Annotated in this window: 14 protein-coding genes; 9 read left to right on the top strand and 5 right to left on the bottom strand. The window is 70.9% G+C overall.

Annotated features, from left to right (window positions below; genetic code table 11):
• Positions 1-2 precede the first annotated feature (2 nt).
• A complete protein-coding gene (locus AB0H88_RS09180; RefSeq protein ID WP_357642769.1) occupies positions 3-1,142 on the top strand; it encodes an acyl-CoA dehydrogenase family protein in 1,140 nt (379 codons plus the stop codon).
• On the opposite strand, the gene AB0H88_RS09175 is transcribed toward AB0H88_RS09180, so the two are convergent.
• Positions 1,116-1,793 (bottom strand): nucleoside monophosphate kinase, encoded by a 678-nt coding sequence (locus AB0H88_RS09175; RefSeq protein ID WP_357642768.1) that lies wholly within the window; start codon positions 1,791-1,793, stop codon positions 1,116-1,118. The two genes, AB0H88_RS09180 and AB0H88_RS09175, sit on opposite strands and share 27 nt — an antisense overlap.
• A gap of 3 nt (positions 1,794-1,796) precedes the next feature.
• Positions 1,797-3,041, bottom strand: a complete 1,245-nt coding sequence (locus AB0H88_RS09170) for an ROK family protein (protein ID WP_357642767.1) — start codon at positions 3,039-3,041, stop codon at positions 1,797-1,799.
• A gap of 130 nt (positions 3,042-3,171) precedes the next feature.
• Between AB0H88_RS09170 and AB0H88_RS09165 the strand changes: the two genes are divergently transcribed.
• The 5 genes from AB0H88_RS09165 to AB0H88_RS09145 are packed head-to-tail and all read left to right on the top strand — an operon-like array spanning position 3,172 to position 7,507.
• Positions 3,172-4,218, top strand: a complete 1,047-nt coding sequence (locus AB0H88_RS09165; RefSeq protein WP_357642766.1) for a substrate-binding domain-containing protein — start codon at positions 3,172-3,174, stop codon at positions 4,216-4,218.
• Positions 4,219-4,225: 7 nt separating this feature from the next.
• Complete coding sequence (locus tag AB0H88_RS09160) at positions 4,226-5,200, top strand: ABC transporter permease (RefSeq protein WP_357642765.1); 975 nt, start codon at positions 4,226-4,228, stop codon at positions 5,198-5,200.
• Positions 5,197-5,943, top strand: coding sequence for an ATP-binding cassette domain-containing protein (locus AB0H88_RS09155; RefSeq protein WP_357642764.1), 747 nt, complete (start codon positions 5,197-5,199; stop codon positions 5,941-5,943). Before AB0H88_RS09160 ends, AB0H88_RS09155 begins: the two co-directional genes overlap by 4 nt.
• A 35-nt stretch (positions 5,944-5,978) precedes the next feature.
• The gene (locus AB0H88_RS09150; protein WP_357642763.1) at positions 5,979-6,854 is read left to right on the top strand and encodes a sugar phosphate isomerase/epimerase; all 876 of its coding nucleotides are present in this window, start codon (positions 5,979-5,981) and stop codon (positions 6,852-6,854) included.
• Positions 6,851-7,507: a nucleoside/nucleotide kinase family protein gene (locus AB0H88_RS09145; RefSeq protein ID WP_357642762.1), complete on the top strand. Its 657-nt coding sequence runs from the start codon at positions 6,851-6,853 to the stop codon at positions 7,505-7,507. The genes AB0H88_RS09150 and AB0H88_RS09145 overlap by 4 nt, the downstream gene beginning before the upstream one ends.
• On the opposite strand, the gene AB0H88_RS09140 is transcribed toward AB0H88_RS09145, so the two are convergent.
• Complete coding sequence (locus tag AB0H88_RS09140; RefSeq protein WP_357642761.1) at positions 7,504-10,287, bottom strand: hypothetical protein; 2,784 nt, start codon at positions 10,285-10,287, stop codon at positions 7,504-7,506. The genes AB0H88_RS09145 and AB0H88_RS09140 overlap by 4 nt on opposite strands.
• Before the next feature lie 104 nt (positions 10,288-10,391).
• Complete coding sequence (locus AB0H88_RS09135) at positions 10,392-11,366, bottom strand: aminoglycoside phosphotransferase family protein (protein ID WP_357642760.1); 975 nt, start codon at positions 11,364-11,366, stop codon at positions 10,392-10,394.
• 60 nt (positions 11,367-11,426) lie between these two features.
• On the opposite strand from AB0H88_RS09135, the gene AB0H88_RS09130 reads away from it, so the two are divergent.
• Genes AB0H88_RS09130 through AB0H88_RS09120 form a run of 3 tightly spaced genes read left to right on the top strand, consistent with a single transcriptional unit; the run spans position 11,427 to position 13,993 of the window.
• On the top strand, positions 11,427-11,951 hold the full coding sequence (locus AB0H88_RS09130) for a PadR family transcriptional regulator (protein WP_357642759.1): 525 nt from the start codon (positions 11,427-11,429) through the stop codon (positions 11,949-11,951).
• On the top strand, positions 11,944-12,609 hold the full coding sequence (locus AB0H88_RS09125; protein ID WP_357642758.1) for an ABC transporter ATP-binding protein: 666 nt from the start codon (positions 11,944-11,946) through the stop codon (positions 12,607-12,609). Before AB0H88_RS09130 ends, AB0H88_RS09125 begins: the two co-directional genes overlap by 8 nt.
• Before the next feature lie 55 nt (positions 12,610-12,664).
• Entirely contained in the window at positions 12,665-13,993 is a 1,329-nt protein-coding gene (locus AB0H88_RS09120) for an FtsX-like permease family protein (RefSeq protein WP_357642757.1), read from the top strand.
• Positions 13,994-14,002: 9 nt separating this feature from the next.
• Here AB0H88_RS09120 and AB0H88_RS09115 read toward each other — a convergent pair whose 3' ends face one another.
• Positions 14,003-14,488 carry a DinB family protein gene (locus AB0H88_RS09115; protein ID WP_357642756.1) on the bottom strand — a complete coding sequence of 162 codons (486 nt, stop codon included), beginning with the start codon at positions 14,486-14,488 and terminating at the stop codon, positions 14,003-14,005.
• Positions 14,489-14,523: the final 35 nt, after the last annotated feature.

Raw genomic sequence — 14,523 nt, 5'->3', positions numbered from 1 at the left:
GCATGGATTTCGCGTTCGACGACGAGCAGGAGCGGCTGCGCGCCCGGGTACGCGACTTCGCGGCCGAGCGCCTCGCCCCGCACTACCAGTCCGACGACCGGGCCGCGGCCATGCGCCCCGAGCTGCCCGGTGAGCTGGCCCGCATGGGCCTGCTCGGCCTGCGCGTCCGTAAGGAGTACGGCGGCGCGGGCGCCGACGCCGTGACCACCGGCCTGGTGCTCGAAGAGCTCGCCCGCGCCGACGTGAACAGCTGCTACCTGGTGCTCAACGCCGCGCTCGTGGCCGACATCGTGCAGGCCAACGCCTCGCCGGAGCAGCGGGGAGAGTGGCTGCCCGCCCTGGCCTCGGGGGAGCTGATCCCCGCCATCTGCCTGACGGAGCCCGAGCACGGCTCGGACGCCGCCGCCATCGAGTTCCGCGCCACGCTCCAGGACGGAGCCTGGCTGCTGCACGGCGAGAAGACCTCGATCATGCTCGGCATGACCGCCACGCACGGCCTGGTCTTCGCCAGGACGGGCGGTCCGGGCGCGCGCGGCGTCACCGCCTTCCTCGCCGGCCTGGGCGCGGCCAAGCGGGAGGCGTTCACCGACCTCGGCAACCGCGCCGCGGGCCGTGCCCACCTGACCTTCGACGGCCTGAGCACCGGGCCCGAGACGATCGTGGGCGGCGAGGGGCTCGGCTTCGTCCAGGTCATGCGGGGCTTCGACTACTCGCGCGCGCTGATCGCGTTGATGGCGACGGGCACCGCGCAGGCGGCGATCGACGACGCGCTGGAGCGGGCGCGCACCCGCAGCGCCTTCGGCCGCCCGCTCGGCGCCTTCCAGGGGCTCAGTTTCCCCTTGGTCGAGTACGCCACGCAGCTGCGGGCCGGCAGAGCGCTCTGCTACGAGGCGCTGTGGCGCAAGGACCAGGGACTCCCGCACACGACCGAGGCGAACATGGTCAAGTGGTGGGTGCCGAGGATGGCCGCCGACGCCGTCCAGCAGGCGCTGCTCACCTTCGGGCAGGCCGGCTACTCGGAGGAGCTGCGGCAGGCCCAGCGGTTGCGCGACGTGATCGCGCTGCAGATCGCCGACGGCACCGCCCAGATCACCAAGCTGGTGGTCGCCCGGCAGCTACTCGGCCGCGACGCCGCGCCCTGACTTTTCCCGGACGTACGGCGGCAGGTGCAGGCGGGCGCGGATGTTGCGCTGGACGGTGGCCTTGTCGTCGCGGGCGTCGACCGTCATGACGTACTCCTTGCCGCGGAACAGCTCCACGACTGGGTCGATCTTGTCGTGGTATTCGCGCAGCCGCGTGGCGAGCGCGTCCGGGGCGTCGTCCTCGCGGGTGACGAGCTCGCCGCCGCACACGTCGCACCTGCCCTCGGCCTCGGGCCGGTGGGCGATCAGGTTGTAGTCCATGCCGCAGCGCGAGCACAGCCGCCTGGCCAGGACCCGCCGCCACACCTCCTCGTCGGGCAGGTCGAGGTGGATCACGCTGTCGATGTCGTAGCTCTCCAGGAAGAACTCCGCCTGCCGCCGGCTGCGCGGGAAGCCGTCGATGATGAAGCCGTAGTTCCAGTCGTGCTGTTGGAGGCGCTCCCTGACGACGTCCTCGACCAGGTCGTCGCCCACGAGCTCACCGGCCGTGACCAGGCGGCGGACCTGGGCGCCGAGCTTGGTGTGGCTCTTGACGTGCCAGCGGAAGATGTCGCCGACGCTGATGTGCACGAGGTCGAGGTCGGTGGCCAGCAGGGTGCTCTGGGTGCCCTTGCCGCTGCCCTGCACGCCGAGGATCACGTATTTCCGCATGTCTCATTCTCCCCCGGAGACGGGAAGCATGATCTCAGTGCCCGCCGCGCCGCGATCGACGAGCTCCTGAACCCGCTGGGGAGCGTAGATCCCGTCCACGAGGAGCTGCGCGAGCCCGAGTATGCCCGCGTTGGGGTCGAGGTCGCTGCGGACGATCTGGAGATTGCGGGTGGCCAGCGGCAGTGACCGCCGGTAGACGATCTCGCGGATGCCGGCGAAGAGCTGCTCGTCGGTGTGCGCGAGCTGGCCGCCGATCGCGATGATGCGCGGGTTGAACAGGTTGACGGTGTCGGCGAGGGCGCCGCCGAGGATGCGGGCGGCGCGCCGCGCCAGGCGTACCGCCGCCAGGTCGCCCGAGCGGATCAGCCGCACGGCGTCGTCGACGGTGGTGACGTCGCGGCCCGCCGCCTGGAGGTCGCGTACGAGCGCCCAGCCCCCGGCGTGGGCCTCCACGCAGCCGAGGTTGCCGCACCGGCAGAGCGGCGGCTCGGCCACATCGTCGACCACGACCTGGATGTGGCCGATGTCGCCGGCCGCGCCGTCGGCGCCCCGGTGCACCTGGCCACCCGCGATGAGGCCGGTGCCGACACCGGTGCCTATCTTGACCATGAGCAGGTGCGGGACCTCGGGGTAGCGCAGGCGCTGCTCGCCGAAGGCCATCGCGTTGACGTCCTTGTCGACCAGCACCGGGCAGTTGTAGCGGGCGGTGAACCAGCCGGGGATGTCGAAGCGGTCCCAGCCGGTCATGATCGGCGGGCTGACCACCCGCCCGCTCGCGAAGTCGACGGGACCGGGCACGTCGATGCCGATGCCGAGCACGTCGCCCGGCTCGTGGCCGCGCTCGTCGAGCAGTTCGGCGAACAGCCCGGACACGATCGTGAGGATCGCCGCCGGGCCGCTGGTCACGTCGGCGCGGACGTCCTGCTCGGCCCGAACCTCCCCGCCCAGGTCGCACACGGCGGTGCGCAGGCCGGTTGCGCCCACGTCGGCCACCAGCAGCACGCCCCGATCGCGGTTGACGACGAACTGACCGGCGGGCCGGCCGCCCGTGCGCGCCTCCGTGGGCGCGGGGATGAGCAGCCCGGCGGTGAGCAGCCCGTCGAGGCGCTGGTTGACCGTGGTGCGCGACAGGCCGGTATGCCGCATGACGTCGGCCTTGGTGAGCCCGTCGGGGATGTCGCGGAACAGGCTGAGGATCTCGCCCGAGCTGACTCCCATCCGCAGGGCGGACACGCCGGTTATGGCCATTAGCCCACTCTATCGGTGACCGAGACTGCTCGTAAGTCAAGAATGTTTCGACTTAAAAAGTCGAAACATGGGTTGTCAGAGTTCAGAAGTAGTCATACGGTCATCCCATTGACGCCGAAAGGGGCATCCGATGCACATGACCTCGCATGGAAGGCGAGCGACGGCGGTCACCGCCGCGCTGGCGGCCGGGACGCTGGCTCTGGGAGCCTGCGGCTCCAGCGTGTCCGCCGGTCCGTCCGGCAAGAACGCCGCCGCCGCCGAACCTCCGAGCGTCGCCGCGGTGATCAAAGGGCTGGACAACCCCTTCTTCCAGACGATGAAGCAGGGCATGGACGAGCAGGCCAAGGCGGGCGGCCTGTCTCTCACGGTCCAGGCGGCCGACTCCATCACCGACACCACCGGGCAGGCGGACAAGCTCAACGGCCTGGCCGGGCAGCCCTTCTCCTGCTTCGTGGTCAACCCGATCACCGGCACCAACCTCATCCAGGGCCTGGCCAAGATCGGCGCGCAGAACAAGCCCATCGTCAACATCGACAGTCCCGTCGACGCCGGCGCGGCCGGCAGCGCCAACGTCAAGCTGGCCACCTACATCGGCACGGACAACGTCGAGGCCGGCAAGATGGCCGGGAAGCGGATGAGCGAGCTCGTGCCCGCCGGTGATGTCGCGGTCATCGGCGGCATCGCGGGCGACGTCACCAGCGGCGCCCGGGTCGAGGGGTTCCAGCAGGGCATCGGCTCCCATCTCAAGGTCGTCCAGACCGTCGCCGCCAACTGGGAGCGCCAGACCGCGCTCACCGCCGCGACCGACGTCATGCGCGCGCAGCCGGATCTGCGGGGCTTCTTCGTCGCCAACGACGACATGGGGCTCGGCGTGGCGCGGGCCATCGCCAACGCCGGCAAGGCAGGACAGATCAAGGTCATCAGCGTCGACGGCATCAAGGACGCCCTCCAGGCGGTCAAGGCCGGCACGCTGGACGGCACCGTCGCCCAGTACCCGTACGCGATGGGCCTGATGGGCATCGAGGCGTGCCAGGCGGCCACGAAGGGCAAGGCGCTGCCGCCCAAGGTGAAGTCCCCGGTCGAGCTGGTCACCAAGGACAACGCGGACAAGGCGCTGGCGGTCACGCCCAAGCCGTTCGGCACCTACGCCGACCCGTTCAAGAGCCTCATCCAGTAGGACAGAGATGGCAAACACCGCAATCGCCACGCCCAACCACGAAGCCTGGACCGCGCGTCTGAAGGACGTCGGCTTCTGGGCCGAGTGGGCGGCCCTCGTCGGGCTGATCGTCCTGGTGATCGTCTTCCAGGCGCTGAACCCCACGTTCCTCAGCGCCGGCAACATCGCCTCGATGCTGGTCGCCGCGGCGATCCTGATCATCCTGAGCGTGGGCCAGACGTTCGTCATCGCCACGGCCGGCATCGACCTGTCGATCGCCTCCGCGATGACCTTGGGCGCGGTCGCCTTCGGCCAGGCCTACGCGATGGGCTGGGGGCTGTCGCTGTCGTGCCTGGCGGCCATCGTCGCCTCGGGCCTGGTCGGCGTGGTCAACGGAGTGATCATCGCCCGAGGCAAGATCACCGACTTCATCGTGACACTCGGCACCCTCTCTGCGGCCTCCGGGCTGGCGCTGATCCTGTCCGAGGGCAAGCCCGTGACGATCATCGACACCGCGCTGCTCCGCCTGTCGACCGGCGGGATCGGGATCTTCGGCTGGTCGTTCGTCATCGCGGCGGTCGTCGCGGTGCTGGGGCACGTCCTGCTGTTCCACACCCGGTTCGGCACGCACGTGCTGGCCACGGGCGGGGCGGCGGAGTCCGCGACGGCCATGGGGATCAGCACCCAGCGCGTCAAGATCGCCGTTTACACGATCTCGGGCGTGCTGGCCGGCCTCGGGGCCATCCTGCTGGTGGCCCGGATCGGCGCGGCCGAGCCGGCCGCCAACACCTCCTTCCTGCTCAACTCCGTGGCCGCGGTCGTGCTCGGCGGGGTGAGCCTGTTCGGCGGGCGGGGCAGCATCATCGGCCCGGTCATCGGCGCGCTCCTGCTCATCGCGCTGGTCAACGGGCTGACGCTGCTCGGCGTCTCGCAGTTCTACCAGCCTCTCGCCGTCGGCATCGTCGTGGTGCTGGCCGCGCTCCTGACAAGGTTCCAGCGATGACGAACACCCTGCTCGACTGCCAGAACGTGTCCCTGTCGTTCGGCAACGTCCGCGCCCTCGCCGACGTCTCGCTCTCCCTGCGCCAAGGGGAGATCACGGCGCTGGTCGGCGACAACGGCGCGGGCAAGTCCACGCTGGTGCGCTGCGTCTCCGGGATCCACCGGCCCGACAGCGGCCACATCATCTTCGAGGGGCAGCAGGCCGACTTCCACTCCCCCGACGACGCCCGTAGGACGGGCATCGAGACCGTCCACCAGAACCTGGCCCTCGTCGAGGACCTCACCGTGTGGCAGAACCTCTTCCTCAACCGCGAGCTCGTCCGCGGGTTCGGTCCCATCGCGTTCCTGGACCGGCGGGCGATGCAGGCCCGCGCGCGGGAGATGGTCTCCACGCTCGCGGTCAACGTCCCCGCGGTGAAGTCCCGCGTCCGGCGGCTGTCCGGCGGGCAGCGCCAGGCCGTCGCCATCTGCCGCGCGGCGGGCTTCAGCTCCCGGCTGGTCATCATGGACGAGCCGACGGCCGCGCTCGGCGTCCAGGAGACGGCCCGGGTCGAGGAGCTCATCCTGCGGCTGCGCGACGAGGGGCACACGGTGCTGCTCATCAGCCACAACTTCGCGCAGGTCATGCGGCTGAGCGACCAGGTCTGGGTGATGCGCGCCGGCCGCTGCGTCGGCGGCCGGCGTACGTCCGAGATCACCGGCGAGGAGATCGTCTCCCTCGTCACCGGCGCCACCGGCCAGTGAGCCGCGTACCAAACCACCAAGGAGAAAGCACCACGATGACCACCACGACCAACCCCATCGGCGTGCACGCCCTCGTCTGGGTCGGTGACACCACGCCCGCGTCGGTGGAGCACGCGATCCGCAAGACGAAGGAGACCGGGTTCGACCTGCTCGAACTGTCGCTGCACGACTCCGGCAACCTCGACGTCGCGGCCGCCCGCGACGCCCTGCGGTCGGCGGGCCTCGGCGTGGCCTGCTCGCGCGGCCTCGCCTTCGACGCCGACGTCTCCAGCGACGACGCGGACGTGGTCGCGCGCGGCGAGAAGCTGCTGCACGATTCGCTCACCGTGACCCACGAGCTCGGCGGCACGCACTTCACCGGCGCCCTCTACAGCGCCCTGGGCAAGTACGACCGCCCGCTCACCGACGCCGGACGGCGCAACGTGGTGACGGTGCTGCGCGGCCTGGCGCAGGAGGCGCGGGGGCGCGATATGACGCTCGGCCTGGAGATCTGCAACCGCTACGAGACCAACGTCATCAACACCGCGCGCGACGCGCTCCGGCTCGCCGACGACATCGGGGAGGACAACGTCCTCATTCACCTCGACACTTACCACATGAACATCGAAGAGGACGATCTCGTACGCCCGGTGCACGACGTCGGCGACCGGCTCGGCTATGTCCACATCGGCGAGAACCACCGGGGCTACCTCGGCTCCGGCCACCTGGACTTCACCTCCTTCTTCCACGCGCTGGCCGACATCGGCTACCAGGGACCGATCACCTTCGAGTCCTTCTCCTCGGCCGTGGTGATGCGCGGGCTGTCGAACGACCTGGCCATCTGGCGCAACCTGTGGTCCGACGGCGAGGATCTGGCCCGCCACGCCCACGGCTTCATCACCGGCCGGCTCCACGCGAGCCAGGCTCGATGATGACCCTCCACGACCTGGCGGCCCGAGCCCGCTCCCTCGTACGAGAGGGCCACCGCGCGGTTCTGGGCATCACCGGCAGCCCCGGCGCCGGCAAATCCACGCTTGCCGAGCACCTGGTCCAGTTGCTGCGGCAGGACCGGCCCGCGCTCGACTGGGTGGCGCACGTGCCGATGGACGGCTTCCATCTCGCCGATGTGGAGCTCGAGCGGCTCGGCCGGCGCGACCGCAAGGGCGCCCCCGACACCTTCGACGCCGCCGGGTACGCCGCGCTGCTGCGCCGCCTGCGCCAGGACGAGGACGACGTGATCTACGCCCCCGCCTTCGAACGCGACCTGGAACAGCCGATCGCGGGCAGCATCCCGGTCCCGCGGACCGCCCGCCTCATCGTCACCGAGGGCAACTACCTGCTGCTCCACGAGGGCGACTGGGCCCGGGTCCGGCCCGAGCTCGACGAGGTCTGGTACTGCGATCTCGACGAGGACGAGCGCGTGCGGCGGCTCGTCGCCCGCCACGAGCGGTTCGGCAAGGAGCACGACGCGGCCGTGGCCTGGGTGATGGGCACCGACCAGCGCAACGCGACCCTGGTCAACGGCACCCGCCCGCACGCCGACCTGGTGATCTCCGACCCGACCCTGCGCACGCTGAAGGCCTAGTCCCGGCCGAAGTGGTGCTCGAGCCGGTCGGCCGGGCCGTCGTCGACGGCGATGAGCGGGGTGCGCCCTGTCGCGTGGTCTGCCACCTGGTAGAGGCGGTCCATCATGACCTCGTACTCGGGGCGCAGACCGTGCCGTTCGAACTCGGGCCGCAGCGCCTGCAGGCGTTCGGTGATGAGGTCGACGTCCTGCCTGGTGAGCGGGTTGTCGACCCAGCCGAACAGGCCGTCGGGGCGCCGCCCGACGAAATTGGCGGCGAAGGGCTGGTCCCGGTGGACGATGATCTGGTCGCTGCCGAACGACCGCGCGTGGTCGATGGCGAAGAACCGGCCGTCGTCGGTCAGCATCAGGTTGCGGGCGGCCCGGTCCGGGTTCGCCGTCAGCACGTCGAGCAGGCCGATGAGGATCGCGTCCCGCCTGCCCTTGAAGCCGGACAGGATGTGGGCCACCTCGTTGGCGCCCGAAGCGTTGATGAAGTCGGCGAGCACGGTGCCGTTGGAGTAGGGGTCGAGCATGGCGCGGGCCACGTTGGCCGTGATCGCCTGCCCCACCTGGGAGACCACCACCTCTATGCTCGCCGGGCGCTTCGCCCTGCCGTACATCTCCTTCCTGATGCCCTGCGGCACGTCGTCCAGCGTGATGATGTCGACTTTTCCATCCGATCCCCTGCCGATAGGGACGTAGGTCGCCTCCTCCGCGTCGATCGCCGCGCGCAGCGACTCGGGAGCCGCCGGTACGCCCGCCCTCGGCGGCTTCACCTCGGCGGCCGCCGATGGCCGTTCGACCCTGGCCTCCGGCACGGCGATGTGCCAGGCGCCGTCTCCCCGGTGGGGGAACATCGGGCGGCCGTCCGCCGTATAGCCCTGGATGTTCGCGGTGTGCGCCTGACGGTCGGCGCCGATGTAGACGTACCTGTCGCCCGCGATCACCTCGCGGCCGGTGGTGTTGGCCAGCTCCTGCAGCAGGCGGAGGTTGGCGGCGGTCTCGCAGCCGAGCACCCGCAGGGCCGCCTCGGGCGCGGAGACCAGCCGGGGGTCGTGCACGAGCATGGTGCCGAGATCGCCGGCGGTCAGCCGGTGCTCGCCGATGAGGAAGTGGGTGCCGTCCGCGGCGACGCCGACGTCGATGATGCCGGAGGTGGGCCGCAGCAGCCGCGGGTCGGCGGTGGGCATCGACATGGCCCCCGGGTCGCGGTACCACACGCCCGCCGCGACCTCCTCCCTGAAACGGCCGATCATCTCCGCGTGCCGCGGTTCGAGGTGCGGCGCCGGCTGTACGGGTAACGGCTCTTGCCCGACCTCGACCAGATAGATCCTGGTCCCGGCCTCGCCGTACGGCGAGATGTAGGCGCCCTCGTGCGCGCCGAGGACCCGCATCGTGGTGCCCGGCGCCTGGGCCACCTGACCGTCGCCGAGGTCCCTGCCCGTTCTGGAGAAGGTGACGACCTCCGTGGGGGCGAGGTGATCCGCGGTGTAGGACCGCGTGTTGAGCACCGTGTCGGGCAGCGTGAACTCGGCGCCCGGCCGCATGTCACTGACCGGGAAGTCGATCCTCCGGTAGACGGTGCCCGCCACCTCGGTTTCCTGTCCGACGTGGTTCTGCCCGCTCTGCCCGTCACCGTGCCGGCTGTTCGGTTCGCCGCCGTTCCGGCCGAAGTGGTGCGCCAGAGCGTCGGCGATCGGCCGCTGGCCGGGGACATGCACGGCTTCCGGGTGTGGCCGGGCCGTCTCCTGGGACGCTCGCAGCACGTGCGCGTCTGCACCACGGTTGATCAGCTGGTCGATGCTGCGGCCGTGGCTGCCCTCCCGTACCTGAGCGAGGTCGGTGTGCCGCGCGTCCGTACCCGGCGCCACGTGCGGTGCGAGCTCACCAGGTACGGTCGCCGGCTTCGGCGGCCTGGGACCCTCGTCCCCGGTGTGTACCGGCCGCCCAGCATCGGGCCGGGCCGTCCCGCCACCGTCGGCGCGGGGTCCGTGCGGACTCCAGCTCGCCAGATGGCCGTCCGCGACACTGACCACACCCGAGGTGAACGCCTCGGCCACCACCTTCAAGCTGACCGGCTGACCGCTCAGCAGCGCACCCGCCACCGTCGCGCCCGCGGACGCCACCCCCGAGTGCCCCATCAACATCCACAACGACCGCGTCGGAAGCGCCCAGGCCAGCCCCGTGAGCAATCCGCCGTTCAGCGCCCCCATCCCCGCCGACGTGCCGACCTGCTTCCAGTCGATGGCGTCGCGCCGAGGCTGGGTCCCTTGCACGTACAGGTCCATAGCGCCCATCAGGAGCCCGAAGCAGGCCACGTTGACCGCCAGGCGCTGCCCGAACTGCCGGACTGTCCACCGCGCCGCCCGCGCCCGTACATTGAACAGCCCCCGCGCCGTCAGCCGCCCGGCGGGATGCAGCAGCGCCCACGACAGCCACAACATCTGCACCATGAACAGCAGCACGGTCAGCTTGATCATCCGCTTGGTGTACTGCACCTGCACACCCAGGTCGTTCAGCCCGATGGCCATGGTGACCAGCTGTTCCACCAGATCGGCCTGCCGCCCCCCGACGACCTCCCCCACCCGTTTCACGAACGCTCTGAGCGCGTCGCCGTCCCACTCCCCCCGCACCCCGCCGGTCAGCCACCGCCCCGACCCGTCGGCCGTGGCCACGATCCGCCGCGCGGCCCGCACCAACGCGTCGGCCATCCGGAACAGCGCCCGCTCGTCGGCCCGCGGCCAGTCCGAGCCCACCACCCAGCCGACCCACGGCCGCAGCCACCCGGGGATCTCCATCCCGTCAAGCCACATGGAACTCAGCCCTCGGGACCCTCTTCTTTCTCCGGCACACCACGATCTCTCCCACTATGCCGAGATTTTCCGTACCTTGCAGGAAGATGTCAGGTTTTTGACACCGGATCAGTCAACTCGCGCACGGTTTCGGTGAGGGCCTTCCACGCCTCCCGGGTGTCGGCGCTCAGCTCATGGGGCGAGCGCAGACCCTCGACGTAGAGGGCCACGTCCTCGAGGGCCCAGCGCAGGCGAAAGAGCTCCATGACCGCCGGGTCGGGCCGCCGCCCGGTGAGCTCCGCGTAACGCGCCAGGTCATCCGGCCCGTCGGCGACCAGCCACAGATCCCGCTCGGGCGGCGCCAGCCCCACCGTGTCCCAATCCACCAGCACCGGGCTGTCCTCGACCATCACCAGGTTGCCGGGATGCGGCTCCCCGTGGGTCACCACGAGGTCCGCGCCGCTCGCCTCATCGACCCGCCGATCGAAGTCCGCCAGCCGCTCCCGCAGCCGCCCGGCGCGGTCGGCCACCAGAGCGCGGGCGGGTTCCGCGTAGGGTCCACCCCGCCAGACCCCGCCCGACGCCTCGATGGCCTCCTCCAGCCGGCCCCGCATCGGAATGCGCAACGGCCGGACGGGAGTCGACGGCGGGGGCGTCGTACGGTGCAACTCGGCGAGCATCTCCACGGTCCTCCGGCGCTCGCCGGCCGCGATGCGGTCGCCGAACTCCCCGGGACGCCCGCTCACCAGCGGAAAGACACTAACCGCGTACCGGGCCCCGAGCAGCTGAAGCGTTTCGCCCCCAGCGGCCGCCAAAGGCGCGACGACGAAGTCGAGCCCCTGCTCACGCAGGGCGACGGCGGTGTCCATGGCCCGGCGTAGCGCGCTCTCCCCGTCTCCGGTCTGGCCTTTCTGCGTCAGGTCCGCGACCGTGACGAACCACCGCGGCCCATCCGCGTCAGCCGCGATCCAGTGATAGTCCCCGAACCCGACCGGCGCGTACTCCAGCGAGACAGCCCCGATCCCCCACTTCTCCAGGGCATCGCGCAACGCCCGCTCGTCAACTCCCGCCGGCCGATCCTTCATGCCGGCCAGGTTATCGACCATGATCACGCTTCACTATTCATTCAATGTATAGCGCTCGCCATGTCGACCGGACATGTGATGCTCGGGCTGCTCGTGGAGCGCCCGAAGCACGGATACGAACTCAAACGCGAGCACGACCGGCGCCTGCCCGGCGCCAAACCACTCGCCTACGGCCAGGTGTACGCGACGCTGCAGCGCCTGCAGCGCGACGGTTTCGCCGAAGTCGCGGAGACGGTGCAGGACGGCGGCCCGGAACGCACGGTGTACACCATCACCGAGGAAGGGACCGCCGAGCTCACCCGGTGGCTGGACGGGGTGGAGGCGCCCGCGCCGCACCTGTCCAGCGCGCTGCTGTCGCGCGTGGTGGTGGCGTCCGTGGCCAACGGCGCCGCCGACGGCTACCTGGCCCGGCAGCGGGCCGCGCATCTTGCGCGGATGCGCGAGCTCACCGCGGAGCGCTCGGCGGGCTCCCCCGCCCAGGCGCTGGCCGCCGACTACGCGCTCCAGCACCTCGACGCCGACCTGCGCTGGATCGAGACGGCCATGCGACGGCTGGCCGATCTGAAGGAGGACTCTGATGCTTGAAGCACGCGCGCTGCGCAAGACGTTCGCCTCGACCGTCGCCTTAGGCGGGGTGTCCCTGGAGATCGGCACGGGCGAGATCGTGGCGATCACCGGGCCGAGCGGCTCCGGCAAGTCCACCCTGCTGCACTGCCTGGCCGGGATCATCCGCCCGGAGTCGGGCGAGGTCCTCTTCGACGGCAAGCGCATCGACACGCTCGGCGAGAGCGAGCGCACGAACCTGCGCAGGCAGAGCTTCGGCGTCGTCTTCCAGTTCGGCCAACTGGTGCCCGAGCTGACCGCGACGGAGAACGTGGCGCTGCCGCTGCTGTTCGACCGGCACGGCCGCCAGGAGTCGCTGAACACCGCCCGCTCCTGGCTGGAGCGCCTGAACGCGGCCGAGTGCGGCGACCAGCGGCCCGGCACGCTGTCCGGCGGCCAGACGCAGCGTGTCGCCATGGCCCGCGCGCTGGTCACCGGCCCTCGGATGGTCTTCGCCGACGAGCCGACCGGCGCGCTCGACTCGCTGGCCGGCGAACAGCTGATGGACGAGCTCATCCGTACGGCCCGCGCGGACGGCACCACCCTGGTGATCGTCACACACGACAACCGGGTGGCCGCCTACGCCGACCGGGAGCTCGTGCTGCGCGACGGCGAACTCGCGGCGGAGGTAGCCGCGTGATCGCCATCCAACGAGTGCTCGCCGTCCGCCACGTACTCGCGGCGGGGGTGAGCACGTGATCGCCGTGATGCGCATGCTCGCCAGGGGCGGGTCGCGGCGCGAACGCGTTCGGGGGCGCCTCATGACCGCGGGGGCGGCGCTCGCGACCTTCCTGTTCTGTGTGGCGGTGAGCCTGCTCCAGGCGTGGGACGCCCGCGTCGACGCCTTCTTCAGCGACGAGGGGCGCGCCCTCACCTCGCTGGGGCTGGCCATGCTGATCCTCCCGGCGATGGCCTTCCTCTACCAGGTGAGCCGGCTGGCCGGCGCTACCAGGGAACGGCGGCTGGCCGCCCTCCGGCTGGCCGGGGCCACGCCGCGCCACGTGCGCCTGCTCGGGGCGTACGAGGGCGGATGGCGGGCGGCGCTGGGCGGGCTGATCGGCATCGCGGTGTACCTGCTGATCGACCTGGCGCTGTCGTGGCCGCTGCCGCTGAACCGCCCCCTCCTGATGCCGGCGATCCTCGCCGTGGTGACGTTCAGCGGCACGTACTCAGGACTGAAGGCGGGACGGCACGTGGTGTCCTCTCCGCTGGGCGTGGTCCGGCGGGCGCAGCCGACCGGCCCGAGGGTGCTCGACCTGGTGCTCGTCGCGGCGGGGGTAGGGGCGCTTGCTATCCCGGCGACCCTCCAGGGCCGAGACTTCATCAGCGAGCATGTCGGGCTGATCGGGCCGTACGGCGCGGCGCTGATCATGGCCATCGGCATGGTGCTCCTGTTGTTCGGCCTGGTCCTCGCCACCGCATGGCTGATCAGGGCAGCCGCACGGTGGGTGGGACGGCGAGCTCGGACGGCCGAGACCCTGCTCGCGGCCCGGCTCGTCGAAGCCGACCCACGGGGCTGGGCCCGCGCGCTGTCAGTGGTGGGACTGACCGTGTTCTTCGGCGCAGCCGAGGGCGCCCAACAGGGGGTCATCCTCACGCAGGATGACCTCTCCAACTGGCCGACGGTCTATCTGCTGATAGACCTCGCCCTGCTGGTCGCGCTGGCCACCTCAGCCGCCGCCCTCGTCGTGCATCAGGCGGAGGCGCTGCTGGATCATCGACGATCGTTCGCGGCCCTGGCCGCCGCCGGCACGCCCATGCCCGCCCTGGGCCGGGTCCTCATCCGCCAGGCGCTCACCACGTCGATCCCGGTGTGCCTGGTCGCCGCCCTCACCGGGGTGAGCTTCGTCATGATCACCACCGGCGCGTACGGCTACCAGGAACACCCGGAAGCGCTCATCTGGGTGGCGATCCGCATGATCCTCATGGTGCTGATCGGCGTAGCGACGGCAGTCCTGATGGCCAGAGCCGCCCGCCCTCTCCTCCGCCACACCCTGCACCCGGACGAACTCCGCACCGAGTGACGGGCCGGGCTACGTCAGGATGAGCCAGGTTCGGCCATCGGTCAGCTCACGTGCCGCGTCGAGGTGCCCGGCATGACACGCCGTCTCGGTGATCACATGCAGGATGACCGTGAACAGATCCCGGGGCGGCGGGTCACCGAAGAACTCGTCGGGCCACCAGGCCGGTTCGGCGTCGAGCGGGGTGGCGGCGATGACGGCGTTCGCCAGCTCGATCTCCCGCCGGTACAAGTCCAGCACGGTCTCGACCGGCTCGTCGGGGGCGACCTGCCAGGCGGCGTCGCCGCTTTCGAGCTCGACCGATTCGCCGGCCACGACGGCGCGGAACCAGAACCGTTCGACGTCGAGGGCGAGGTGGCGGACGAGTCCCAGACACGTCCAGCCCGACGGCAGCACCGGCCGCCGCAGCGCGTCCGCCGGAAGGCCGTCCAGAATCCCGAGCACGTGCTCACGCTGGCTGTTCAGGGACGCGAGGAGCGTCTCCGTCTCCTTGGTCATGATCGGTTCCTCCACTGTTCGAGGTGGCGCCGATC

It is taken from the genome of Nonomuraea sp. NPDC050680, from assembly GCF_040654555.1.
In the GTDB taxonomy this organism is placed as follows: Bacteria; Actinomycetota; Actinomycetes; order Streptosporangiales; family Streptosporangiaceae; genus Nonomuraea.
The sequence above is the reverse complement of the archived record's forward strand: the minus strand, read 5'-3'. Positions and strand labels throughout refer to the sequence as shown.